Annotated in this window: 21 protein-coding genes and 1 pseudogene; 16 read left to right on the plus strand and 6 right to left on the minus strand. The window is 66.7% G+C overall.

All coding sequences use genetic code 11. From position 1 onward, the window contains the following. Positions 1 to 210: 210 nt before the first annotated feature. Together AB4Y42_RS24885 and AB4Y42_RS24890 are read right to left on the minus strand one after the other, a co-directional pair. Entirely contained in the window at positions 211 to 780 is a 570-nt protein-coding gene (locus AB4Y42_RS24885) for a YceI family protein (RefSeq protein ID WP_368695772.1), read from the minus strand. 42 nt (positions 781 to 822) lie between these two features. After that, the gene (locus tag AB4Y42_RS24890; protein ID WP_368695663.1) at positions 823 to 1,422 is read right to left on the minus strand and encodes a YceI family protein; all 600 of its coding nucleotides are present in this window, start codon (positions 1,420 to 1,422) and stop codon (positions 823 to 825) included. Positions 1,423 to 1,830: 408 nt separating this feature from the next. Between AB4Y42_RS24890 and AB4Y42_RS24895 the strand changes: the two genes are divergently transcribed. From AB4Y42_RS24895 to AB4Y42_RS24925, 7 genes and pseudogenes are all read left to right on the plus strand, one after another. Further along, the gene (locus tag AB4Y42_RS24895; RefSeq protein WP_368695664.1) at positions 1,831 to 2,646 is read left to right on the plus strand and encodes a paraquat-inducible protein A; all 816 of its coding nucleotides are present in this window, start codon (positions 1,831 to 1,833) and stop codon (positions 2,644 to 2,646) included. After that, positions 2,643 to 3,305, plus strand: a complete 663-nt coding sequence (locus tag AB4Y42_RS24900) for a paraquat-inducible protein A (protein ID WP_342919343.1) — start codon at positions 2,643 to 2,645, stop codon at positions 3,303 to 3,305. Before AB4Y42_RS24895 ends, AB4Y42_RS24900 begins: the two co-directional genes overlap by 4 nt. After that, positions 3,298 to 4,911, plus strand: coding sequence for an intermembrane transport protein PqiB (locus AB4Y42_RS24905; protein ID WP_368690205.1), 1,614 nt, complete (start codon positions 3,298 to 3,300; stop codon positions 4,909 to 4,911). Before AB4Y42_RS24900 ends, AB4Y42_RS24905 begins: the two co-directional genes overlap by 8 nt. Continuing rightward, positions 4,908 to 5,612 (plus strand): membrane integrity-associated transporter subunit PqiC, encoded by a 705-nt coding sequence (locus AB4Y42_RS24910; RefSeq protein WP_368695665.1) that lies wholly within the window; start codon positions 4,908 to 4,910, stop codon positions 5,610 to 5,612. The genes AB4Y42_RS24905 and AB4Y42_RS24910 overlap by 4 nt, the downstream gene beginning before the upstream one ends. Positions 5,613 to 5,849: 237 nt before the next feature. Then, entirely contained in the window at positions 5,850 to 7,166 is a 1,317-nt protein-coding gene (locus tag AB4Y42_RS24915; protein WP_368690203.1) for a class I SAM-dependent RNA methyltransferase, read from the plus strand. 187 nt (positions 7,167 to 7,353) lie between these two features. Then, positions 7,354 to 7,743, plus strand: a complete 390-nt coding sequence (locus tag AB4Y42_RS24920) for a VOC family protein (protein WP_342919346.1) — start codon at positions 7,354 to 7,356, stop codon at positions 7,741 to 7,743. A gap of 75 nt (positions 7,744 to 7,818) precedes the next feature. Further along, positions 7,819 to 8,511, plus strand: a pseudogene (locus AB4Y42_RS24925) (helix-turn-helix transcriptional regulator); the annotation flags it as partial. Positions 8,512 to 8,586: 75 nt separating this feature from the next. On the opposite strand, the gene AB4Y42_RS24930 reads toward AB4Y42_RS24925, so the two are convergent. The 3 genes from AB4Y42_RS24930 to AB4Y42_RS24940 are packed head-to-tail and all read right to left on the minus strand — an operon-like array spanning position 8,587 to position 11,540. Beyond that, complete coding sequence (locus tag AB4Y42_RS24930; protein WP_368695666.1) at positions 8,587 to 10,041, minus strand: NAD(P)(+) transhydrogenase (Re/Si-specific) subunit beta; 1,455 nt, start codon at positions 10,039 to 10,041, stop codon at positions 8,587 to 8,589. Beyond that, positions 10,042 to 10,371 (minus strand): NAD(P) transhydrogenase subunit alpha, encoded by a 330-nt coding sequence (locus tag AB4Y42_RS24935; protein ID WP_028201972.1) that lies wholly within the window; start codon positions 10,369 to 10,371, stop codon positions 10,042 to 10,044. A gap of 17 nt (positions 10,372 to 10,388) precedes the next feature. Further along, entirely contained in the window at positions 10,389 to 11,540 is a 1,152-nt protein-coding gene (locus tag AB4Y42_RS24940) for a Re/Si-specific NAD(P)(+) transhydrogenase subunit alpha (RefSeq protein WP_368695667.1), read from the minus strand. Between the two features lie 295 nt (positions 11,541 to 11,835). Between AB4Y42_RS24940 and AB4Y42_RS24945 the strand changes: the two genes are divergently transcribed. The 3 genes from AB4Y42_RS24945 (at position 11,836) to AB4Y42_RS24955 (ending at position 15,394) form a co-directional block, all read left to right on the plus strand. After that, positions 11,836 to 12,330 carry an NUDIX hydrolase gene (locus tag AB4Y42_RS24945; RefSeq protein ID WP_368695668.1) on the plus strand — a complete coding sequence of 165 codons (495 nt, stop codon included), beginning with the start codon at positions 11,836 to 11,838 and terminating at the stop codon, positions 12,328 to 12,330. A gap of 12 nt (positions 12,331 to 12,342) precedes the next feature. Further along, positions 12,343 to 13,539: a tRNA 2-thiouridine(34) synthase MnmA gene (gene mnmA / locus AB4Y42_RS24950; RefSeq protein WP_368695669.1), complete on the plus strand. Its 1,197-nt coding sequence runs from the start codon at positions 12,343 to 12,345 to the stop codon at positions 13,537 to 13,539. 247 nt (positions 13,540 to 13,786) lie between these two features. Then, positions 13,787 to 15,394, plus strand: coding sequence for an FMN-binding glutamate synthase family protein (locus AB4Y42_RS24955; protein WP_368695670.1), 1,608 nt, complete (start codon positions 13,787 to 13,789; stop codon positions 15,392 to 15,394). A 96-nt stretch (positions 15,395 to 15,490) separates the two neighbouring features. Here the strand turns inward: AB4Y42_RS24955 and AB4Y42_RS24960 are convergent, their stop codons facing one another. After that, positions 15,491 to 16,102 (minus strand): glutathione S-transferase family protein, encoded by a 612-nt coding sequence (locus tag AB4Y42_RS24960; RefSeq protein WP_368690198.1) that lies wholly within the window; start codon positions 16,100 to 16,102, stop codon positions 15,491 to 15,493. A gap of 271 nt (positions 16,103 to 16,373) precedes the next feature. Between AB4Y42_RS24960 and AB4Y42_RS24965 the strand changes: the two genes are divergently transcribed. The 6 genes from AB4Y42_RS24965 (at position 16,374) to ruvC (ending at position 22,988) form a co-directional block, all read left to right on the plus strand. Beyond that, positions 16,374 to 17,789, plus strand: a complete 1,416-nt coding sequence (locus tag AB4Y42_RS24965) for an aminopeptidase P N-terminal domain-containing protein (protein WP_368695773.1) — start codon at positions 16,374 to 16,376, stop codon at positions 17,787 to 17,789. Positions 17,790 to 17,841: 52 nt separating this feature from the next. Further along, positions 17,842 to 19,131, plus strand: a complete 1,290-nt coding sequence (locus tag AB4Y42_RS24970; protein ID WP_368695671.1) for a UbiH/UbiF/VisC/COQ6 family ubiquinone biosynthesis hydroxylase — start codon at positions 17,842 to 17,844, stop codon at positions 19,129 to 19,131. 191 nt (positions 19,132 to 19,322) lie between these two features. Next, positions 19,323 to 20,390, plus strand: a complete 1,068-nt coding sequence (gene dusB, locus AB4Y42_RS24975) for a tRNA dihydrouridine synthase DusB (RefSeq protein ID WP_368690196.1) — start codon at positions 19,323 to 19,325, stop codon at positions 20,388 to 20,390. Next, a complete protein-coding gene (locus tag AB4Y42_RS24980) occupies positions 20,387 to 20,620 on the plus strand; it encodes a Fis family transcriptional regulator (RefSeq protein WP_028216158.1) in 234 nt (77 codons plus the stop codon). Before dusB ends, AB4Y42_RS24980 begins: the two co-directional genes overlap by 4 nt. A gap of 70 nt (positions 20,621 to 20,690) precedes the next feature. After that, entirely contained in the window at positions 20,691 to 22,256 is a 1,566-nt protein-coding gene (gene purH, locus AB4Y42_RS24985) for a bifunctional phosphoribosylaminoimidazolecarboxamide formyltransferase/IMP cyclohydrolase (RefSeq protein WP_368695672.1), read from the plus strand. Between the two features lie 189 nt (positions 22,257 to 22,445). Continuing rightward, on the plus strand, positions 22,446 to 22,988 hold the full coding sequence (gene ruvC, locus AB4Y42_RS24990; protein WP_028201962.1) for a crossover junction endodeoxyribonuclease RuvC: 543 nt from the start codon (positions 22,446 to 22,448) through the stop codon (positions 22,986 to 22,988). The last annotated feature ends 79 nt before the right edge of the window (positions 22,989 to 23,067 follow it).

Genomic DNA, 23,067 nt, shown 5'->3' on the forward strand with positions numbered 1-23,067 from the left:
TCACCTTGTGGCCATTCAACCCGTTCCAGCCGATATCCTGTCCAGCAGCCCAGCGCCTGAAGTGCCTTGCGATCGAGCAACTCCGCCTCCTGAATTCCATAAAAGTCAGGACTCAGGTTACGCAATCTTCCTCAGAAGCTCCACGGTTTCCTACGAAGAACCTTTTTTTTCGTGCCTGCGCAACGGCCTTCGCCGCGCTGCCGCGCTTCCCTATTGCTTGATCCCTTCGGCCTGGATATGCAGCGTGGTCTTCATCTTGAAGCCATACTTCTTGCCCGAGTCCATGCCGAAGTCGTCGCGATTGAATGCGGCCTCGGCCTCCACGCCGCACACCTCGCGTTTGAGCACCGGGTGCTGCATGCACTTGAACGACTCGATCTCGAGCTTGAGCGGCCGCGTCACGCCGTGCAGCGTGAAGTCGCCGATCACTTCCTTGGGCGTGTCGCCATTGAAGACGATGCGCGTGCCCTTGTAGGTGGCCGTGGGGTACTTCGCGACATCGAGAAAGTCGTCGCCCACCAGGTGCTGGTCGAGCTGCGGATTGCCGGTCTGGATCGACGCCGGATCGATCGTCACGTCCACGGTGCCCGTTTTGGCCGCGCGGTCCAGCGTGACCATGCCCGTGGTCTTCGTGAACTTGCCGCGCCACGTGGAAAGACCGCCGAAGTGGTCAGACTCGAAGCTCGGAAACGTGTGGTTCGGATCGAGCTGGTAAGTATCGGCGGCGTGCACGGCGTGCGTCACCAAGGCGGCGAGCGACACGGCGCCCCCTGCGGCCATCAGTGCGAGCGTGTTCAATAGCACCTCCTCGGAGTCGTCGATCTACTTGTGCGCGACGACGATATGAAATTTGATGAGCACTTCGTCGGCGACGATCGAGGTGTCCTTCCACTCGCCGGTGCCGATTTCGAAGGCGAGCCGGTGGATCGGCAACGTGCCGTCGAAGGTCTGCGTGCCGCCCTGCTGCGTGAGCACGACGGGGACAGCCACGTTCTGCGTGTGCCCCTTGATCGTCAGTTTGCCGCTCACGCTGTACTGGTTCGTTGCGGTCGGCGCGATGGCGGTCGAGACGAACGTTGCCTGCGGGAACGTCTTCGCGTCGAACCATTCGGGCCCGTGCACCGAATCGTTGTAGGTCGGGTCTCCCAGATCATAGCTCGCCGTGTCGACCGTGATCTTCGCGCTGCCGCCCGCGGGTTTGGCCGGATCGAAGGCGATCTGCGCGTCGAACTTCGTGAAGCTGCCCTGGACCGATACGTTCATCTGGCGCGAGACGGCGACGATCGTGCTCTTCGCCGCGTCGAGCTGCGCATGGGCGGCCCCGCCCGCGAGCAGCACCGCGGCGCCGCCGGTCCACACTGCCGCGGCCCCGACCGCCGGGCGCCACCGATAAGAACGAATCCACCTCGACAAGGCTTCCATGATCGTCTCGCTTTGATTGCGTAGTCATTGACTTCGTGGATGGGCAGCGGCCACCTTGCGCAGCCATGCATGCTCCATGCCCGAAAGATAATCCAAATTGGGTGACTGCAAACATCCGGAGATAAGGGCCGGGTCCGGGCCGGGCTCGCACACGCGCACGGCGCAAACGTGGCACACTTCGCAGCCCGTTCGCCGGCCACGCGAGCGCCGCTTGAGCGGCTGACCCGCGGCTTGCCCCGCGGCAGCCCCGCGGCAGCCCCGGCGGCCGCCCCGTCGGGGGTCGGCGGCTCGTTCCGGCACGCCGCCGGGCGCGTTTGGTAACATGGCGCGAAGCGCTGTCGGCACCTTCCTGATTGTGTGCCGCCGCAGCGCGTCCCTCGTTCACGTCGTTTTGCGTCACCTGCCCGCATGGCCCAGGACAAACTGATCGCGTGTCACGACTGCGACGCGCTCTACCGCAAGCCGCGGCTGCTCGGCCGCCAGTCAGCGCGCTGCTCGCGCTGCGGCGCCACGCTCTACAGCAGCGCCGCGTCCCAGCTCGACCGCATCTGCGCCATCACGGTCGCGGCGCTCGTCACCTTCATCATCGCCCAGTCGTTCCCGATCATCGAGCTCGATGCGAACGGTATCACTACGGAGTCGAGCCTGTTCGGCGCCCTCGTGGTGCTGTGGCACGAGGACATGGAGATCATCGCGGTGATCGTCTTCTGCGCAACCATCCTCTTTCCGCTCACGGAGATGGTAGCGCTGCTTTACGTCCTGCTGCCGGTGCGGCGCGGCTTCATTCCACCGGGCTTCGACCACGTGCTGCGCGCCATCCAGTTCGTGCGGCCCTGGGGCATGCTCGAAGTCTTCATGCTGGGCGTGCTCATCACGATCGTGAAAATGGTGAGCCTCGCGCGCGTGATTCCCGAAACCGCGCTCTTCGCCTTCGGCGCGCTCACCCTGATGTTCACCGTGGTCGTCACCTTCGATGCGCGCACGCTCTGGGATATCGCCGACGGCCTGCGCGACGCCGCACGCGCGGCGCGCGAGGGCGGCGCGGGTCCGGGCGGCCTCGCAGGCGACGCCGGCACGGGCGGACCGCACGCGCCGCCTTCGCCCGCCGCGCCGTCACCGGCTGCGGCCCATCCGCTCTCCGAGCCCGAGATCCGCGAGCCCGGCGAGCGCGCGCAAGACCCGGCGGCGCCGCGCGGCGGCCCGCTCCCCAAGGGGCCCCGATGAAATACCAGACCGCCAGCGACGCCGGCTACGTCTCCTGCCACGCCTGCGGGCACGTGCAGCCGCACGTGCGCGCGCCGAAGCACGCGCGCTGCGCACGCTGCGGCTCGCCCGTGCACGAGCGCAATCCGGACAGCATCATGCGCACGTGGGCGCTCCTGATTGCCGCGGCGCTGCTCTACATCCCCGCGAACCTGCTGCCTGTGATGCATACGGCCTCGCTCGTCGGCGACGAGGACGACACCATCATGAGCGGCGTGGTCTACTTCTGGACCTCGGGCGACTGGCCGCTCGCCGTGATCGTCTTCATCGCCAGCATTCTCGTGCCGATGCTCAAGCTGTCGGTGCTCGCGCTGCTCGCGATCACCTCGCAGCGCGGCTCGACATGGCGGCCCGTGGAACGCACGAAGCTCTACCGGCTCGTCGAATTCATCGGGCGCTGGTCGATGCTCGACGTGTTCGTTGTCACGCTAACCGTGGCGCTGGTACGCTTCCAGTCGCTTGCGGTCATCACGGCGGGCCCCGGCGCGATCGCGTTCGGCTCGGTCGTGATCCTGACGATGATCGCCTCGATGCAGTTCGATCCGCGCTTGATCTGGGATCCGGTGGACGAAGACAAACACAAACCTGCGCAACACACACAGGATCAACCCCATGAATAGTCCGAAAGGACCGACCCCGCCCAATCTGCCGGAGCCGGAGATCGTCAAGCCGCGGCGCTGGCTGCCTTCGCTCGTCTGGATCGTGCCGATCGTCGCGGCGCTGATCGGCGTGGCGCTCGTCGTGAAGTCGGTCGCCACGCGCGGCCCGACCATCACGATCAGCTTCGTGAGCGCCGAAGGACTCGAGCCCGGCAAGACCAAGGTCAAGTACAAGGACGTGGACATCGGCTCGGTGCGTGCGATCAAGCTCTCGCCCAACCTTTCGCATGTGATCGTCACGGTCGAGCTCACCAAGGACGCCGAACGCTTCGCCGTGAAGGACAGCCGCTTCTGGGTCGTGCGCCCGCGCGTGGGCGCAAGCGGCGTCTCGGGCCTCACCACGCTGCTCTCGGGCTCGTATATCGGCGCCGACGCCGGCCGCTCGCAGGAATCGCAAAGCGACTTCGTCGGGCTGGAAGCGCCGCCTGCCGTGACCATCGACGAGAAGGGGCATCGCTATACCTTGCACAGTGCGACGCTCGGCTCGCTCGACATCGGCACGCCGATCTTCTTCCGGCGCATCCAGGTAGGCCAGGTGACAGGCTATTCGCTCGACAAGGACGGCACCGGCGTGACGGTACAGGTGTTCGTGAGCGCGCCCTTCGACCAGTACGTGGGCACCAACACGCGCTGGTGGCACGCGAGCGGCGTGAACGTGCAGCTCGATTCGAACGGCATCAAGGTCAACACGCAGTCGCTCGCCACCATCGTGGTAGGCGGCCTCGCGTTCCAGGCGCCGCCCGGCCAGTCCATGGGCCCCCAGGCGCCCGACAGCGCCACCTTCGCGCTCGCCTCCGACGAGGCTGAGGCAATGCGCGAGCCGGACGGCGCGCCGCAACGCGTGGTCATGTACTTCAACCAGTCGTTGCGCGGCCTTTCGGTGGGCGCGACGGTCGATTTCCGCGGCATCGCGCTCGGTCAGGTAACCGACATCGGCATCGAGTACGACCCGAAACAGCACAACTTCACGATGCCCGTGACGATCGACCTCTACCCGCTGCGCCTGTCGCGCCGCATCCGCGGCGAAACGCCCGCGCCGCATACGCCGCAAAGCCAGGAGCTGATCAAGCGGCTCGTCGCGCGCGGCCTGCGCGGCCAGTTGCGCACCGGCAATTTGATCACGGGTCAGCTTTACATCGCGCTCGACATCTTCCCGAAGGCGGGCCCGGCGACGGTCGACTTCAACCACGATCCGCTCGAGCTGCCCACGGTGCCGAACTCGCTCGAAGAACTGCAGCTGCAGGTCGCGGACATCGCGAAGAAGCTCGATCAGATTCCGTTCGACAAGATCGGCAACAACCTGAACGAGTCGCTCAAGAACGCCAACCAGCTGTTCGGCAAGGTGAACGACCAGATCCTGCCGCAGCTGCAAGGCACGCTCGACCAGGCGCAGAAGACCTTCAACGCCGCGCAGTCCACGCTGCAGCAGGATTCGCCGCTGCAGTCCGACGTGCACCAGGCGATGCAGGAACTCACGCGTACGCTGCAATCGCTCAACGCGCTCTCCGACTATCTGGAGCGCCATCCCGAATCGCTGCTGCGCGGCAAATCTGGAGACAAGCCATGACGCTCCGACGCGTCCCCGCCCTTGCCGCGCTCGGCGCGCTGGTCATCGCCGCCGCACTGGCGGGCTGCAGTTCGCCCGCCAGCCGGTTCTACACGCTCAGCCCGAGCGACGACACGGCTCGCACCGCGGCCGCGCAGGGCGCAGGCAACGCCCAGTGGCTGATCGAACTGGCGCCTGTGGATGTTCCGCCGCAGGTCGCAAAGACCCAGTTCGTCGTGCAAACCGACGCCAACCAGGTGCGCGTACTCGAGCAGGAGCGCTGGTCCTCGATGCCCGGCGACGAGATCCGCCGGGCGCTCTCGGGCGACCTCACGCAGCAGCTCGGCACCATCGACGTGTACGGCTCGCCGCATCCCGAGGGCGTGCCCGTGTATCGCGTGAGCGTGAACGTGCAGCGCTTCGAATCGTGGCCGGGCTCGCATGCGCTCATCGACGCCGTGTGGAGCGTACGCGCGCTCGACACGCAAACGGTCCTGACCTGCCGCAGCGTGCTCAACCAGAAGGTGGGCGACGGCTACGACGCGCTCGTCATCGGCCACCGGCAGGCGGTCGAGGCGCTCTCGCAGTCGATCGCGAGCGGCGTGCGCGCGCTCGCGGCCGCGCCGCGCGTGAGCGTGGCGGCGAATGGCGCGAAGACGGGCGCGCGCGCGAAGGCGGCGCCGAGCATTGCCTGCCCGCAGATGGCGGCCGCCGGCGGCTGAGGGGGCGGATTTGCGCTGGCGCGGCCCCGCGGCGTAGCTGATCCCCACGCCCCGCAGGCGATCCGGATCCAATAAAGGCCCGCACCAGGCATTCTCGGAGGAGGCGTCAGGGACGCGGCAGATGGCGGCCAAGGGCGGGCATTGAGCGGTCTTCAGCGGCGCGGGCGGCATACACGTCTGGCCGCTCCCGCAACCCGCGTACAATAGCGCCTTCCCCGCAGCGTCCCATCCTCCTTCATGTCTTTCGATTTCTTTGCCCCCTGCCCGCGCGGCCTCGAAGCCGCGCTCGCCGCCGAACTGGCCGAAACCGCGCAACGGCGCCTGCCGCCCGGCGCACTCCAGGTCGGCGCCGAGGTGCCCGGCGGCGTGCACTTCCGCGGCAACTGGGCCGGCGGCATCGCCGCCAACCTCCATTCGCGCATCGCGAGCCGCGTGCTCCTGAAGATCGCCCAGCGGCCGTACCGCAGCGAACAGGACATCTATGCGCTCGCGCGCGAGCAGCAATGGGAGAAGTGGTTCTCGGCGAACGAGACGATCCGCATCGACATCACCGCGATCAAGTCGCCGCTGCGCAGCCTCGAATTCGCCACGCTGCGCGTGAAGGACGCGATCTGCGACCGCATGCGCGACAAGGCCGGCGCGCGTCCGAGCGTCGATACCGCCTATCCCGATGTGCGCGTGTTCGCCTTCCTCACGGCGAACGAATGCACGCTCTATCTCGACACCTCGGGCGAGCCGCTTTTCAAACGCGGCTGGCGTCTGGACAAGGGCGCCGCCCCGCTGCGCGAGAACCTCGCCGCGGGCATCCTGCGCCTCACGGGCTGGACGCCCGGCACGCCGCTCTATGACCCGATGTGCGGCAGCGGCACCTTCCTCGCGGAAGCCGCGCAAGTCGCGCTCGACATCGCACCGGGGCTCGATCGCCGCTTTGGCTTCGAGTCGCTCAAGCAGGCCGACTTGGCCGCGTGGAGGCACCTCAAGAGCGAGGCGAACACCGCACGCAACCTCGCACAAAGCAAGACCAGCGACCTGCTGATTTACGGCAGTGACATCTCCGACGTCATGCTGGAAAAGGCGCGTGCGAACTTCAAGCGCGCGGGCTTCGGCAGCGTGACGCTCAAGCAGCTCGACGCGCGCAACATGACGCCGCCCTCGGCTGCGCCCGGCATTCTCGTGGCGAATCCGCCGTACGGCGAGCGTATCGAAGTGCGCGGCCGCAACGCGCGCGGCGAGGCGCGCCCGACGGCGCGCGAGCTGCGCGGCGACGATGACGAAGGCTTCCGCCGCGCCAAGGACGAGGCGCCCGACGCCGAGTTCTTCCAGGCACTCGGCGACGCGCTCAAGCAGCGCTTCACGGGCTGGCGCGCGTTCGTCCTCACCTCGGACCGCAAGCTGCCGGGCCAGCTGCGCCTGCGCGAAGCCGCCAAGACGCCGCTCTACAACGGCGCGCTCGAATGCCGCCTGTTCCGCTTCGACCTGATCGCGGGCAGCGTGCGCCAGCGTCCGGCCAGCGGCGGCGCGAACCCCGCCGCCGGCAACGACGACGCCAGCTGACATTGGCAAACGCGCACGGCGGGTGACGCTCCCACCCGCCGCCGAAGCGCCCGGCACGGCGCGTCAAACCTACTGACAACACGCTGTCAGCAGCCCCCTGGCACACTGCTTCTACGCCATCCGGCGAGGCTGCCGCCGCCCGGCTGCCGCCATTCAACGTCCGCCGTTGTCTTCGAGGAGCTGCACCGTGTCTACCGATCTGTCCCGTGTGATCTCGTGGTTCGAAATTCCCGCGCACGACCTGGAGCGTGCCGCCCGCTTTTACGAAACCGCCTTCGACACCGCGCTGCAGCGCGAAGTAGTCGGCGGCGTGCCGATGGCGCTGTTCGCTCACACCGATACGGAAACCGGCGGCTGCATCGTGTTCAATCCGCATGACGCCAAGCCCGACCCGAAGGGCGTGCTCGTGTATCTGAACGCGCAGCCATCGGTCACGGCCGTGCTCGACCGTGTGGCAAAGGCCGGCGGCAAGCAGCAAGGGCCAGCGGTGGAGCTGCCGAACAACTACGGTTATATCGGCTTCTTCATCGATACCGAAGGCAACCGCGTCGGTCTGCACGCGCCGAAGCTCGGTTAAGCCACGGCCGGGCGCCGCGCGCCCGGCGCTATCATCTGTGCTTATCCCAGTCACCGCGCCCGCCTTCGCGACCGCCCTGCCATGACCCGCCGTGCCGACCGCCTTTTTCGCATCGCCGAACTGCTGCGCGGCCGCCGTCTCACCACCGCGCAGCAACTGTCAGAATGGCTCGAAGTCTCGCCGCGCACGGTCTATCGCGACGTGCGCGACCTGCAGCTTTCGGGCGTGCCGATCGAGGGCGAGGCGGGCATCGGCTACCGGCTCGCGCGCACGGCGAGTCTGCCGCCGCTCACCTTCACCGCCGACGAACTCACCGCGCTCGCGGTGGGGGCGCGCATGGCCGAATCGTGGGGCGGCGCGGCGCTCGCGAGCGGCGCACGCGGTGCGCTGGCGAAGATCGCCGCCGCGATGCCCGCGGAAAAGCGCGCCGTGCTGGAACGGCTCGCCGTGTTCGCGCCGGCGTATCACATGGACCACGCGTTCTCGGACAAGCTCGACGCGCTGCACCGCGCCGTCGACACGCGGCTCGTCGTGCGCTTCGCGTACTGCGACCGCATCGGCGCGCATACGGAGCGGCGCATCTGGCCGCTTGGGCTCGTGTACTGGGGCGCGCAATGGACCGTGGGCGCCTGGTGCGAAATGCGCGAGGACTTCCGCAACTTCAACATCGCGCGCATGGAGAACGTGGAAGTGCTCGAGCAGTTTCCCGACGTGAGCGGGCGGCGGCTGGCCGACTATCTGCGCCGCGTGAATGCGCCTTCGCTGTGAGCGCTCAGCACAGCCGCAATTGAAAAAGGCGCGCATCGCTGCGCGCCTTTCGCGTGGGTTTCATGCGAGCCGCACCTACTCCACCGCCTTCACCATCTCCTCGATCACCTTCTTCGCGTCGCCGAACACCATCATGGTTTTATCCATGTAGAAGAGCTCGTTGTCGAGGCCCGCGTAGCCCGCCGCCATCGAGCGCTTGTTCACGATGATCGTGCGCGCCTTGTACGCCTCGATGATCGGCATGCCCGCGATCGGCGACTTCGGGTCATTCTTCGCCGCCGGATTCACCACGTCGTTCGCCCCGAGCACCAGCACCACGTCGGTCTGGCCGAACTCGTTGTTGATGTCCTCCATCTCGAACACCATGTCGTAGGGCACTTCGGCTTCCGCGAGCAGCACGTTCATGTGGCCCGGCATGCGGCCCGCCACCGGATGGATCGCGTAGCGCACGTCCACGCCCTTTTCCACGAGCTTGTCGGTGAGTTCCTTCAGCGCATGCTGTGCGCGCGCCACCGCGAGACCGTAGCCCGGCACGATCACGACGCTTTCCGCATTGCCGAGCATGAACGCGGCGTCGTCAGCCGAGCCCGACTTCACCGGACGCTGTTCCTGCGAGCCGCCTGCTGCCGCCGCACCCGCCTCGCCGCCGAAGCCGCCCAGCAGCACGTTGAAGAACGAGCGGTTCATCGCGTGGCACATGATGTACGACAGGATCGCGCCGGAAGAGCCCACCAGCGAGCCCGCGATGATCAGCATGGCGTTATTCAGCGAGAAGCCGATGCCCGCCGCCGCCCAGCCCGAGTACGAGTTCAGCATCGAGACGACCACGGGCATGTCCGCGCCGCCGATCGGGATGATGATGAGCACGCCCAGCGCGAACGCGATCGCCGTCATGATGATGAACGGCAGCCACGACTGCGTGAGGAAGAACAGGATGCCGAAGCCGATCATGCCGAGCGCGAGCATCAGGTTGATCAGATGCTGGCCGGGATAAACAACCGGCGCGCCCTGGAACAGCCTGAACTTGTACTTGCCGGAGAGCTTGCCGAAGGCGATCACGGAACCTGAGAACGTGATCGCGCCGACGAACGTACCGATGAACAGCTCGATACGGTTGCCGTACGGCAGGAAGCCCGGATACGGCGCGTCTTCAGCAACCAGTCCGAACGCTGCCGGTTCGGAGACGACCGCATACGCGATGCACACCGCCGCCAGACCGATCAGCGAGTGCATGGCCGCGACGAGTTCGGGCATCTTCGTCATCTCGACGCGCGCGGCGACGTAGGCGCCCAGGCCGCCACCCACCACGAGCACACCAAAGAGCAAGCCAAGGCCGAGCCCGAGATTCGAGCCGAACTGTGCGGACTCCTTCACGATCAGGGCAAGGGTCGTGAGAATGGCGATGGCCATACCGACCATGCCGAACACGTTGCCGGCGCGCGCGCTCTTCGGATTCGACAGTCCCTTGAGCGCCTGGATAAAGCACACCGACGCCACCAGATAAAGCAGCGTAACGACGTTCATGCTCATTTACGCGCCCTCCTTGCTGCCGGGGGCGGAGAGCTTTTTCGGCTCCTTCTTGCGGAACATCTCCAGCATTCGCCGCGTGACGAGGAACCCGCCGAACACGTTCACGGCCGCGAGCAGCACGGCGAAGGTGCCGAAGAACTTGCCCGGTCCGCCCACGGTCAGGCCCGTGGCGAGCATCGCGCCGACGATCACGATCGCGGAAATCGCATTGGTCACGGCCATGAGCGGCGTATGCAGCGCGGGCGTGACGTTCCAGACCACGTGATAGCCCACGTACACGGCCAGCACGAAGATGATCAGGTTGATGACGGTATGGTTGATGACTTCCATTGTTGGTCTCCTCCTCGTCATGCCTTGCGCGTGACCTGGCCGTCGCGGGCCAGCAGCGTGGCCGCGACGATGTCGTCCGCGAGATCGATGTTGAGCGTGCCTTCCTTCGTGATAATCAGCTTCAGGAAGTCGAGCAGGTTGCGCGCGTAGAGCGCGGAGGCGTCGGCGGCGACCATCGAGGCGAGGTTCGTATAGCCGCAGATCTGCACGCCGTGGTGCGTCACCACCCTGTCGGCCTCGGTGAGCGGGCAGTTGCCGCCGCGTCGCCCGCTGGCCTCGTCGGCAACGGGACCGCGGCCTGCCGCGAGGTCGATCACGACCGAGCCCGGCTTCATCGCCTGCACGGTTTCCGAAGGCAGCAGCGTCGGCGCGTCGCGGCCCGGAATCAGTGCGGTCGAGATGATGATGTCCGCCTGCTTCGCGCGCTCGTGCACCAGCGCCGACTGGCGCGTGAGCCACGACGGCGGCATCGGCCGGGCATAGCCGCCCACGCCGACGGCGGCTTCGCGCTCCTCATCGGTTTCGTAAGGCACGTCGAGGAATTTGCCGCCGAGCGACTCGATCTGCTCCTTCACGGCCGGGCGCACGTCCGAAGCCTCGATCACCGCGCCCAGGCGCCGCGCCGTGGCAATGGCCTGCAGGCCCGCCACGCCCGCGCCGAGAATCAGCACGCGCGCGGCTTTCACGGTGCCGGCGGCGGTCATGAGCATCGGCATGAAGCGCGGATAGAGGTTCGAGGCCACGAGCACCGCCTTGTACCCGGCGATGTTGGCCTGCGACGACAGCACGTCGAGGCTCTGTGCGCGCGTGGTGCGCGGCGCGGCTTCGAGCGCGAACGCCGTCACGCCAGCCTCGGCGAGTTTCGCGGCGTTCTCCGCATTAAAGGGATCGAGCATGCCGACCAGCACTGCGCCGCGCTTCATGAACGGCAATTCGCTGACCGTGGGCGACTGGACCTTGAGCACGAGGTCCGCGCCGAAGGCCGTGGCCGCATCGGCGACCTGCGCGCCCACGGTCGTGTAGGCCTCGTCGGGATAGCTCGCGCCGACGCCGGCGCCCGCCTGGATCGTGACCGTGTGGCCCTGGGCGACGTATTTCCTGACTGTCTCCGGCGTCGCGGCCACGCGGGTTTCGTTCGCCCGGGTTTCTGCAGGCACTCCGATATGCATCGTTGTTTCCTCCTCGACCTTCTTGTTCTAGCTGTTCTGGCTCGAATCGAGCGAAGGGAGGCCGACAAACGGCGTTCAAGCGCCGGCATCCATTGCAACGGCAAACGACGGCACCACTTTAACCGAAAGCAGCGACGCCTTTGTAGCGGGAATTGCCCGTTTTTGTGCGATGCACACAACACGCTGTGTCGTCCGACCGGACGGTCGGCAGTGCCAGGCGAGCCGGGCTGGCGCCCCTGTGGGGCCAGATCCGGCCCCGGGCAGCGTTCGCGCCGTCCCGGTAAAATACCGGCCCATGAATGAGGAAACCTGGGCACCCCACGTCACCGTGGCCGCGATCGTCGAGCGCGACGGGCGTTTTCTGCTCGTCGAGGAACACACGCCAGCTGGACTGCGCCTGAACCAGCCCGCCGGCCATCTGGAAGCGGGCGAGACGCTGCACGAGGCCGTGGTGCGCGAAACGCTCGAGGAAACCGCGCATGCGTTCACGCCGGAAGCGCTGGTCGGCGTATATATGACGCACTTCGGCAAGTCCGGCGAGAGCGGTGCGACGTACGTGCGCTTCACATACTGCGGCAGTGTCGCAGCCGAGGCGGAAGACCGCGCGCTCGATCCGGACATCGTCCGCACGGTGTGGATGAGTGTGGACGAGTTGCGTGCCGCGAGCGAGCGCCATCGCACGCCGCTCGTGATGCGCTGTGTCGACGATTACCTCGCTGGCAAGCGCGTGCCGCTGGACTTCATCCAGACGCACGCGACGGCGCCCAAGGCAGCACCCAGGATGAACTAAGGCAGCAACGAAATGAGCAAACGTAAGGTCGTGGTAGGCATGTCGGGCGGCGTCGATTCGTCGGTTACCGCATGGCTGCTCAAGGAGCAGGGATTCGACGTCGTCGGTCTCTTCATGAAGAACTGGGAAGATGACGACGACGGCGAGTACTGCTCGACGCGCCAGGACTGGATCGACGTGGTGTCGGTCGCGGACCTGATCGGCATCGACGTCGAGGCCGTGAACTTCGCCGCCGAATACAAGGACCGCGTGTTCGCGGAGTTCCTGCGCGAGTATTCCGCGGGACGCACGCCGAATCCGGACGTGCTCTGCAACGCTGAGATCAAGTTCAAGGCATTCCTGGACCACGCCATGTCGCTCGGCGCGGAAACGATCGCCACGGGCCACTACGCGCGCGTGCGCCAGAACGAGAGCAACGGACGCTTCGAACTGCTGAAGGCGCTCGACCACACGAAGGATCAGTCGTACTTCCTGCATCGCCTGAACCAGGCGCAGCTTTCGAAGACGATGTTCCCGCTCGGCGAAATCCCGAAGACGAAGGTGCGCGAAATCGCCGAAAAGATCGGCCTGCCGAACGCGAAAAAGAAGGATTCCACAGGAATCTGCTTCATCGGCGAACGGCCGTTCCGCGACTTCCTCAACCGCTATCTGCCGACCAAACCCGGCCCGATGATGACGCCCGACGGCAAGGTCGTAGGCGAGCATATCGGCCTCGCGTTCTACACGTTCGGGCAGCGCAAGGGCATCGGCCTTGGCGGCAGCAAGGACGGCAGCGGCGATCCGTGGTTCGTGGCCGGCAAGGACATGGCCTCGAACACACTCTACGTCGTGCAGGGCCACGATCATCCGTGGCTGCTCGCGCACGAGCTGCGCGCCGGCAACGTGAGCTGGGTGGCGGGCGAGCCGCCGGCCCAGGACCACACATGCGGGGCGAAAACGCGCTATCGCCAGGCCGATGCGCCCTGCTCGTTCCATACCGCAGACGAATTCGGCGCAGGCCAGTTCACGCTGCGTTTTCCCGACGCGCAATGGGCCGTGACGCCCGGCCAGTCGGCGGTGCTCTATGACGGCGACGTGTGCCTGGGCGGCGGCATCATCGAGGCGGTGACGACGCTCGCGCCGCACGTGCCCGCCGTGCTGCCGCCCGAAGCGCCGAAGAAAAAGAAGCGCGTAGCGCGCAAGAAGCCCGCTGCGGCGACGACCGCGTGATGCGAGCAGCGTCAGGCAAAACGTAAGAAAACACCGCGCGGCGCCCCAGGGCGCCGCGTTTTTTTTATCAGACTTTCGACGCCTGCCGAACGCCGAAAAAAAGCTTTGCCCGCTTCCCGGCCAGATTCACGAACTTGCGGCATCATTCCCGCAAGCCGCGCCCGGCAACCGCGCGGCTGACGCGCACCGCCCCTTCACAAGAGGAGAGCAGGCGCGCGCATTACATCAAGTTCGAGGAGTTCCCCCGATGTTTTCCCGACGTTATCTCGCCATGTGGGGCGCGGTGCTGCTGCTCGCAGCCTGTGCTGCCGCGGCTGCGTTCCATCACCTGTCGTGGTACTGCGTAATCGTGCCCGCGCTGCTCGTCGCGCTCGGCTTCTACGACATGTTCCAGGAGCGCCACGCGATCCTGCGCAACTACCCGATCTGGGGTCATCTGCGGTTCCTGTTCGAGTTCGTGCGGCCCGAGATCCGCCAGTACTTCGTCGAGGACGACACCGACGAAAAGCCGTTCTCGCTCGCCCAGCGCAGCCTCGTCTACCAGCGCGCGAAGAACGCGGTGGACAGCCGCCCGTACGGCACCGAGCTCGACGTGAAGGCCGTGGGCCACGAGTGGATCAGCCATTCGCTCGCGCCGACGAAGCTCGCAGGCAGCGACTTCCGCGTGCTCGTGGGCCCCAACCGCGCACAACCGTACTCGATGTCGATCTTCAACATCTCGGCGATGAGCTTCGGCGCGCTCTCCGCGAACGCCATCCGCGCGCTCAACATGGGCGCGAAGAAAGGCGGCTTCGCGCACGACACCGGCGAAGGCTCGATGTCGAAGTATCACCGCGAGAATGGCGGCGACATCATCTGGGAGATCGCCTCGGGCTACTTCGGCTGCCGCAACGACGACGGCACCTTCAGCGCCGATAAATTCCAGCGCCTCGCGAACGAGCCGCAGGTGAAGATGATCGAGGTGAAGCTCTCGCAAGGTGCGAAGCCCGGTCACGGCGGCATGCTGCTCGCGGCCAAGGTCACGCCCGAGATCGCCGAAACGCGCGGCATTCCCATCGGCAAGGATTGCGTCTCGCCTGCGCGCCACTCGGAGTTCTCCACGCCGCGTGGCCTGCTCGAATTCGTCGAGCGCCTGCGCAAGCTCTCGGGCGGCAAGCCCACGGGCTTCAAGCTGTGCATCGGTCATCCGTGGGAGTTTTTCGGCATCGCCAAGGCGATGCTGGAAACCGGCATCCTGCCCGACTTCATCGTCGTGGACGGCGCGGAAGGCGGCACGGGCGCCGCGCCGCTCGAATTCACCGATCACATCGGCACGCCGCTGCAGGAAGGGCTGCTCCTCGTGCACAACACGCTCGTGGGCATCGGCCTGCGCGACAAGATCAAGATCGGCGCGAGCGGCAAGATCATCACCGCGTTCGATATCGCGCGCACGCTCGCGATCGGCGCGGACTGGGTGAATTCGGCGCGCGGCTTCATGTTCGCCGTGGGCTGCATCCAGGCGCAGAAGTGCCACTCGGACCGCTGCCCCACCGGCGTCGCCACGCAAGACCCCGTGCGCCAGCGCGCGCTGAACGTGCCGGACAAGGGCGAGCGCGTCTTCAACTTCCACCACAACACGCTGCACGCGCTGCAGGAACTGATTCAGGCTGCGGGTCTCGCGAGCCCATCGGATCTGCGCGCGCATCACATCGTGCGGCGCGTGTCGTCGTATGAAGTGAAGCTGATGTCGGAACTGCTCAAGTACCTGAAGCCCGGCGATCTGCTCGAAGGCCGCTATCGCTATCAGCTGTACGAAAAGTGGTGGCCGGTTGCGCGCAGCGACTCGTTCGCGCCGGCTGAGGAAAAGATCGTCTGAGGAAGGCGATCCGCGACTCACACGAAAAACGCCCGACGGCACACCATGCCGTCGGGCGTTTTGTCTAAGTCACATCAGTTGCCGATCGACTGGACGTCAGCCTTGCGGCACCGTGTCGACGAACGACTGACGCTGCGAGAGCTTCTCGAAGTGGCGCGCGAGATTCGGATGCGCCTCGCGCCAGTCCAGCTCCGGCATGCGGAAGTCGAGATAGCCGAGCGCGCAGCCCACGGCGATATCCGCGATCGTGTAGCGGTTGCCCGCGCACCACGGGTTGCCGTCGAGCCCCTTGGCCATCGCGGTCAGGCTTTCGTGGATCTTGCGCTCCTGGCGCTTCACCCACGCCTCGTTGCGCTGCTCCGGCGTGCGCTGCGTGCCTTCGAGGCGGATCAGCACGGTCGCGTCGAGCATGCCGTCGGCAAGCGCCTCCCAGCAACGCACTTCGATACGCTCGCGTCCTGCGGGCGGAATGAGCTTGGCCACGGGCGAGAGCATGTCGACGTACTCGCAGATCACGCGCGAGTCGAACACGGCCTCGCCGTCGTCCATCACGAGACACGGAACCTTGCCGAGCGGGTTGAAATCGTGAATCGCCGTTTCCTCGCCCCACACGTTTTCGAGCACCAGCTTGTAGTCGATTTTCTTTTCGGCGAGCGTGATCCGCGCCTTGCGGACATACGGGCTGCCGAGCGAACCGATGAGTTTCATACCACCTGCCTTTTCTGGAATCCGGCCGAAGTATACGTTGGATTGGCCATTTTCTGACGCGCCGTCTGTTGCAGTGCAGGATTTTTCCTACAAATAATGTCAGCAAGAGACAACACCCGGCCACGGCGGCGCGCGGGTTGGGACACCGCGAGCCAGCGCGTCCGTTTGTAGCCAGCGCTACAATCTCAGCATGGACTCGACCCTCAAGCAAAGCGCCCCGGCCGCCTCGAGCGAAGCCCACCCTGCGGCCAGCGTGGCCGACGCCGCCGACATGCAGCGCGGCCCCGACGGCGGCGCGGCGCTCTACCGCGCGCGCCGCGAACGTGTGCTTGCGGCGCTGCGTGCGCAAGGCGGCGGTGTCGCGCTCGTGCCGACCGCGCCCGAAGCGCTGCGCAACCGCGACGCGGACTATCCCTATCGGCACGACAGCTACTTCTACTACCTCACCGGCTTCACGGAGCCCGAGGCGCTGCTCGTGCTCGATGCGAACGCGGGCGAGAATCAGCCCGCCGCCATCCTGTTCTGCCGCGCGAAGAACGTCGAGCGCGAAACGTGGGAAGGCTTTCGCTTCGGTCCCGACGCCGCGCGCGAAGCGTTCGGCTTCGACGCCGCGTTTCCTGCCGACGAACTCGATGCGCGCATTCCGCAGTTCATCGCCAACCGGCCGGCGCTGCACTACGCGCTCGCGGCCTCCGACCGCTTCGACGCGCAGGTGAAGCGCTGGATCGACGCGGTGCGCGCGCAGGGGCGCAGCGGCGTCACGGCGCCGGCCGCCGCGTATGACCTGCTGCCGCTGCTCGACGACATGCGCGTGTTCAAGGATGCGCACGAACTCGACACCATGCGCCGCGCCGCGAAGATCTCGGCGCTTGCGCACGTTCGCGCGATGCAGACATGCCGGCCCGGCATGCGCGAATACGAGATCGAGGCGGAGTTGCTCTACACGTTCCGCAAGCACGGCGCGCAGGCGCCCGCCTACGGCTCGATCGTCGCGGCAGGCGCGAACGCGTGCGTGCTGCACTACCCCGCGGGCAACGCAGTGGCGCGCGAGGGCGACCTCGTGCTAATCGACGCCGCGTGCGAGTTGAACGGCTACGCCTCGGACATCACCCGCACGTTCCCCGCGAGCGGCCGCTTCACGAGCGCGCAACGCGAGCTGTACGACATCGTGCTCGCCGCGCAGCAGGCCGCCATCGACGCCACGCGCCCCGGCGTAAACTTCGAGGCGCCGCACGACGCCGCGGTGCGCGTGCTCGCGCAGGGTCTGCTCGATACCGGCATCATCGACCCGCAGTGCTTTGCGAGCGTCGACGACGTGATCGCCGAGCGCGCCTATGCGCGCTTCTATATGCATCGCACCGGGCACTGGCTCGGCATGGACGTGCACGACGCGGGCGACTATCGCGAACGCGGCGAACGCGGCGAACGCGACGTTGCCGCAAGCGCCGACAAGCCCGCCGCCCCGCCGCCGTGGCGCACGCTGCGCGCCGGCATGACGCTCACGATCGAGCCGGGTCTCTACATCCGCGCGGCCGAGGACGTGCCCGAGCGCTACTGGGACATCGGCATCCGTATCGAGGACGACGCCATCGTCACTGAAACGGGCTGCGAGTTGATCACGCGCGGCGTGCCGGTTGCCGCCGATGAAATCGAAGCGCTCATGCAGGACGCACAACGCGGCGCCTGACGCAGACGGCAGACGCAGACGCGAAGACTCCACACGAAGCGAAACAAACGACATGAACGCAGTTTCCGGCAGCGCGAACGACATTCCCACCGGCGCGAATGCGCCCGCCCATTTCGACCACGACGTGACGATCGTCGGCGCGGGGCCGGTGGGTCTCGCGCTCGCGGGTTGGCTCGCGCGGCGCAGCGCCACGCAAGGGCTCTCGATTGCGCTGATCGACGCGCGCGAACCCGAGGATAGCGCCGGCGACCCGCGCGCCATCGCCGTTTCGCAAGGCAGCCGCACGCTGCTCGAAGCGCTCGCGTGGCCGCACGACGCCACGCCCATCGAGCGCATCCATGTTTCGCAGCGCGGCCATTTCGGGCGCACGCTGATCGACCGCCACGACTACGACCTGCCCGCGCTCGGCTACGTGGCGCGCTACGGCGCGATCGTGCAGGCGCTCGCGCAGGCCGTGCGCGGCACGCCGGTGCACTGGCTGCATCACACACAGGCGCACGATCCCGTCGTCGAGAACGACGGCGTGACGCTGCCGGTCGCGAGCGCGGGCGTCGAGCGACATCTGCGCACGCGCATCCTCGTGAACGCCGAAGGCGGGCTGTATCGCACGCCGCCGCCACGCGACGCGCACGACGATGCCGAAGAGGCCGACGAAGCCGATGCAAAGGCCGCTCCGCCGGCCGCCGAAATCAAACGCACGCGCGACTACGGGCAAACGGCGCTGGTCGGCGTGGTGACGCTCGCTGCTCCGCAGCCGCACGTCGCGTGGGAGCGCTTCACGAGCGAAGGCCCGATCGCGCTCCTGCCGATGGGCGGCGTGCGCGGCGCGGATTACGCGCTGGTGTGGTGCTGCTCCCCGGCCCAGGCCGAGCGCCGCGCGCAGCTTTCGGACGCCGGTTTCCTCGCCGAACTCGGCGTGGCGTTCGGCGCGCGCATGGGCCGCTTCACGCAGATTCACGGCCGCGCGTCGTTTCCGCTCGGCCTGAACGCGCTCGACGCCCTCGTTTCCGGCCACGGCCGCATCGCGGCGGTCGGCAACGCGGCGCAGACACTGCATCCGGTGGCGGGCCAAGGCCTCAATCTCGGTCTGCGAGACGCCCACGCCCTCGCCGATTCGCTCGCGCAGCACGGCGCCACGCCGCGCGCACTCGCCGAGTTCGCGGGCCGCCGCGCGTTCGACCGGCGCATGACGATCGGGGCGACGGATACGCTCGCCCGCCTGTTCACCGTCGATTTCGGCCCGCTCGCCACGCTGCGCGGGCTCGCGCTCACGGCGCTCGAATTCGTGCCGCCCGTGAAGACGGCGCTCGCGCGGCAGATGATGTTCGGGCAGCGGAGTTGAGGCGAACTAAGGGTCGCATCGCTTTTCTTTGAGCGCTGAAACGCCGCTCCGCAACAAGACCAGGGTCCGCGCAACGCGACCTCGCATCCCGCTTACGCTAAAATAAGCGTTTCCCCTTTTTCAAATTCACGCCGTTCGCCGCGCCAGCCGGATTGCCATCCGGGTCGCGGCACCGGCCTCGCCCGCGCGTCATGTTCACTATCGGCCGTCACACCTTGCGTAATAACCTGTTCGTCGCCCCCATGGCGGGTGTCACGGACCGGCCGTTCCGCCAGCTGTGCAAGCGCCTCGGCGCGGGCTATGCGGTCTCCGAAATGGTCGCGTCCAATGCGCAGCTCTGGAAGAGCGAGAAGACCATGCGCCGCGCCAATCACGCGGGCGAAGTGGAACCCATCTCCGTGCAGATCGCCGGGGCCGATCCGGAAATGATGGCCGAAGCCGCACGCTACAACGTCGCGAACGGCGCGCAGATCATCGACATCAACATGGGCTGCCCGGCCAAGAAGGTCTGCAACGTCGCGGCCGGCTCGGCGCTCTTGCAGAACGAACCGCTCGTCGCGCGCATCGTCAGGGCCGTGGTCGACGCCGTGGGCGTGGGCCCCGACGCCGTGCCCGTCACGCTCAAGATCCGCACGGGCTGGGACCGCGACAACCGCAACGCGCTCACCATCGCGCGCATTGCCGAAGAAAGCGGCATTGCCATGCTCACCGTGCACGGCCGCACGCGCGCCGATCTCTATCACGGTGAAGCGGAGTACGAAACGATTGCCGCGGTGAAGGCCGCCGCGGGCATTCCGGTGGTCGCGAACGGCGACATTACGTCGCCGCAAAAGGCGCGTGAAGTGCTCGCGCTCACGGGCGCCGACGCCATCATGATCGGCCGCGCGGCGCAGGGGCGCCCGTGGCTGTTCCGCGAAATCGAGCATTTCCTGGCGACCGGCGAGCTGCTGCCGCCGCCGCGCGTAGACGAAATCCAGTCGATCATGAACGAGCATCTGGAGGACCACTACGCTTTTTACGGTGAATTTACGGGCGTGCGTACTGCGCGCAAGCATATCGGCTGGTACACTCGCGGCCTTTGTGGCGCCAATACGTTCCGGCACCGCATGAATACGCTGGACACCACGCGCGAGCAGCTCGTCGCCGTCAACCAGTTCTTCGACGAACAGAAGGCGCGCTCCGAGCGCCTCGTCTACGTCGACGACGAGAACAACGACAGCGACGGCAGTGACGAATCAACCGATCGACTGGCAGCATGAGCAAGCACAACATCGAACAATCCGTCCGCGAGAGCCTTGGCATCTACTTCCAGGACCTCGACGGCAGCAATCCGCACGACGTCTACGAAATGGTGATGGCGTGCGTCGAAAAACCGATGCTCGAGGTGGTGCTCGAGCAGGCAGGCGGCAATCAGTCGCTCGCCGCCGAGTATCTCGGCATCAACCGCAACACGCTGCGCAAGAAGCTCCAGCAGCACGGCCTGCTGTAACGCCGCTGCGTTTTACTGGATCTTCGGCGCGGCCCCCTCGATCTTTCGGCAATCTACCTCGTTACCCATCATGATCAGGCAAGCGCTCATCTCCGTTTCCGATAAGGCCGGCATCGTCGACTTCGCGAAGTCGCTGTCGGACCTCGGCGTCAAGATCCTCTCGACCGGCGGCACCGCGAAACTGCTCGCGGACGCGGGCCTTTCCGTCACCGAAGTGGCCGACTACACCGGCTTTCCGGAAATGCTCGATGGGCGCGTGAAAACGCTGCACCCGAAGGTGCACGGCGGCATCCTCGCGCGCCGCGACCTGCCCGAGCACATGGCCGCGCTCGAAAAGCACAACATCCCGACGATCGACCTGCTGGTCGTGAACCTCTATCCGTTCGTCCAGACGATCTCGAAGGAAGAGTGCTCGCTGGAAGACGCGATCGAGAACATCGATATCGGCGGCCCGACCATGCTGCGCTCGGCGGCGAAGAACCATCGCGACGTGACCGTGGTGGTCGATCCGGCCGACTACGCGAAGGTGCTGGAAGAAATGCGCGCGAACGGCAATACCGTGAGCTACGCCACGAATTTCCGCCTCGCGACCAAGGTGTTCTCGCACACGGCGCAGTACGACGGCGCGATCACGAACTACCTCACGAGCCTCACCGAAGCGCTCGAGCACAAGTCGCGCAACGCCTACCCGGCCGTGCTGAACCTCGCGTTCGACAAGGTCCAGGACCTGCGCTACGGCGAAAACCCGCACCAGAGCGCCGCGTTCTACCGCGACCTCACGACGCCCGCCGGCGCGCTCGCGAACTACACGCAGTTGCAAGGCAAGGAACTCTCGTACAACAACATCGCCGACTCGGACGCGGCATGGGAATGCGTGAAGACGTTCGACGCCCCGGCCTGCGTGATCATCAAGCACGCGAATCCGTGCGGCGTGGCAATCGGCGCGAACGCGCTCGAAGCCTACTCGAAGGCGTTCCAGACCGACCCGACCTCGGCGTTCGGCGGCATCATCGCGTTCAACCGCGAAGTGGACGAAGCCGCGGCGCAGGCCGTGGCCAAGCAGTTCGTCGAAGTGCTGATCGCGCCGTCGTTCTCGGAAGCCGCGAAGGCCGTGTTCGCCGCGAAGCAGAACGTGCGTCTGCTCGAAATCGCGCTGGGCGATGGCCATAACGCATTCGATCTGAAGCGCGTGGGCGGCGGCCTGCTCGTGCAATCGCTCGACGCGAAGAACGTGCAGCCGCACGAACTGCGCGTGGTGACGAAGCGCCACCCCATGCCGAAGGAAATGGACGACCTGCTGTTCGCATGGCGCGTCGCGAAGTTCGTGAAGTCGAACGCCATCGTGTTCTGCGCGAACGGCATGACGATGGGCGTGGGCGCGGGCCAGATGAGCCGCGTGGACTCGGCGCGCATCGCCAGCATCAAGGCCGAGAACGCTGGCCTCAAGCTCGCGGGCACGGCAGTGGCGTCGGACGCGTTCTTCCCGTTCCGCGACGGCCTCGACGTGGTGGTGAACGCGGGCGCGACCTGCGTGATCCAGCCGGGCGGCTCGATGCGCGACGACGAAGTGATCGCCGCCGCCGACGAGCACAACATCGCGATGGTGATGACGGGCATCCGCCACTTCCGTCACTGATCTTCGCCGCCCTGGTTGCGTGCGGCGCGTGACCTGCACGTGACACGCCGCTTGTGCAAAGCCCGCCGGACTCGCGTCTCGCGGGCTTTTTCTTTGCGTGGCGCGCCTCGTTCGCCCGCGCCTTCAAGGCTCGCGGCATCTGTGCCGTTCGTTGTACCATCGCAGGCACATCCGTCTTTCCCGCATTTCATGAGAATTCTCGGCATCGACCCCGGCTTGCGCGTCACCGGCTTCGGCGTGATCGAACGTCACGGCCATCAGCTCACGTACGTCGCTAGCGGCGTCATCCGCACCGCCGATGCCGATCTGCCCACGCGCCTCGGCACCATCTTCGAAGGCGTTTCCACGCTGATCCGCCAGCACGCGCCCGACCAGGCCGCGATCGAAAAGGTCTTCGTCAACGTCAATCCGCAGTCGACCCTCCTGCTCGGCCAGGCGCGCGGCGCAGCGATTTGCGGGCTGGTTTCGGGCGGCGTCCCGGTGGCCGAATACACCGCGCTGCAGCTCAAGCAGGCCGTGGTGGGCTACGGACGCGCGACCAAGGAACAAATGCAGCAGATGGTCGTGCGCCTGCTCGCCCTCACGGGCACGCCCGGCACCGATGCCGCCGACGCGCTCGGCATGGCGATCTGCCACGCGCACGGCGGCGATGCACTTGCCACGCTCGGCGGGCTTGCGCCTGCGCTCGCGAAAAAGGGCATGCGGGTACGCCGCGGACGGTTGATAGGCTGAATGCATGGCCGATGCGCCTGGCCGGACGGCCAACGTTCTGGCCGCGCGCTCCGGACGGCCCTGCCCTCCGCTACACTCT

The sequence above is a fragment of the Paraburkholderia sp. EG286B genome (assembly GCF_040965655.1).
Lineage (GTDB): Bacteria > Pseudomonadota > Gammaproteobacteria > Burkholderiales > Burkholderiaceae > Paraburkholderia.

Coding starts and splice junctions, on each gene's coding strand:
- AB4Y42_RS24915 (WP_368690203.1), top strand. CDS start 5,850: ATGTCTTTCGATTTCTTTGCCCCCTGCCCGCGCGGCCTCGAAGCCGCG.
- AB4Y42_RS24895 (WP_368695664.1), top strand. CDS start 1,831: ATGGCCCAGGACAAACTGATCGCGTGTCACGACTGCGACGCGCTCTAC.
- AB4Y42_RS24945 (WP_368695668.1), top strand. CDS start 11,836: ATGAATGAGGAAACCTGGGCACCCCACGTCACCGTGGCCGCGATCGTC.
- AB4Y42_RS24905 (WP_368690205.1), top strand. CDS start 3,298: ATGAATAGTCCGAAAGGACCGACCCCGCCCAATCTGCCGGAGCCGGAG.
- AB4Y42_RS24970 (WP_368695671.1), top strand. CDS start 17,842: ATGAACGCAGTTTCCGGCAGCGCGAACGACATTCCCACCGGCGCGAAT.
- dusB (WP_368690196.1), top strand. CDS start 19,323: ATGTTCACTATCGGCCGTCACACCTTGCGTAATAACCTGTTCGTCGCC.
- AB4Y42_RS24935 (WP_028201972.1), bottom strand. CDS start 10,371: ATGGAAGTCATCAACCATACCGTCATCAACCTGATCATCTTCGTGCTG.
- ruvC (WP_028201962.1), top strand. CDS start 22,446: ATGAGAATTCTCGGCATCGACCCCGGCTTGCGCGTCACCGGCTTCGGC.
- AB4Y42_RS24955 (WP_368695670.1), top strand. CDS start 13,787: ATGTTTTCCCGACGTTATCTCGCCATGTGGGGCGCGGTGCTGCTGCTC.
- AB4Y42_RS24965 (WP_368695773.1), top strand. CDS start 16,374: ATGCAGCGCGGCCCCGACGGCGGCGCGGCGCTCTACCGCGCGCGCCGC.
- purH (WP_368695672.1), top strand. CDS start 20,691: ATGATCAGGCAAGCGCTCATCTCCGTTTCCGATAAGGCCGGCATCGTC.
- AB4Y42_RS24960 (WP_368690198.1), bottom strand. CDS start 16,102: ATGAAACTCATCGGTTCGCTCGGCAGCCCGTATGTCCGCAAGGCGCGG.
- AB4Y42_RS24940 (WP_368695667.1), bottom strand. CDS start 11,540: ATGCATATCGGAGTGCCTGCAGAAACCCGGGCGAACGAAACCCGCGTG.
- AB4Y42_RS24900 (WP_342919343.1), top strand. CDS start 2,643: ATGAAATACCAGACCGCCAGCGACGCCGGCTACGTCTCCTGCCACGCC.
- AB4Y42_RS24910 (WP_368695665.1), top strand. CDS start 4,908: ATGACGCTCCGACGCGTCCCCGCCCTTGCCGCGCTCGGCGCGCTGGTC.
- AB4Y42_RS24930 (WP_368695666.1), bottom strand. CDS start 10,041: ATGAGCATGAACGTCGTTACGCTGCTTTATCTGGTGGCGTCGGTGTGC.
- AB4Y42_RS24885 (WP_368695772.1), bottom strand. CDS start 780: ATGGCCGCAGGGGGCGCCGTGTCGCTCGCCGCCTTGGTGACGCACGCC.
- mnmA (WP_368695669.1), top strand. CDS start 12,343: ATGAGCAAACGTAAGGTCGTGGTAGGCATGTCGGGCGGCGTCGATTCG.
- AB4Y42_RS24980 (WP_028216158.1), top strand. CDS start 20,387: ATGAGCAAGCACAACATCGAACAATCCGTCCGCGAGAGCCTTGGCATC.
- AB4Y42_RS24890 (WP_368695663.1), bottom strand. CDS start 1,422: ATGGAAGCCTTGTCGAGGTGGATTCGTTCTTATCGGTGGCGCCCGGCG.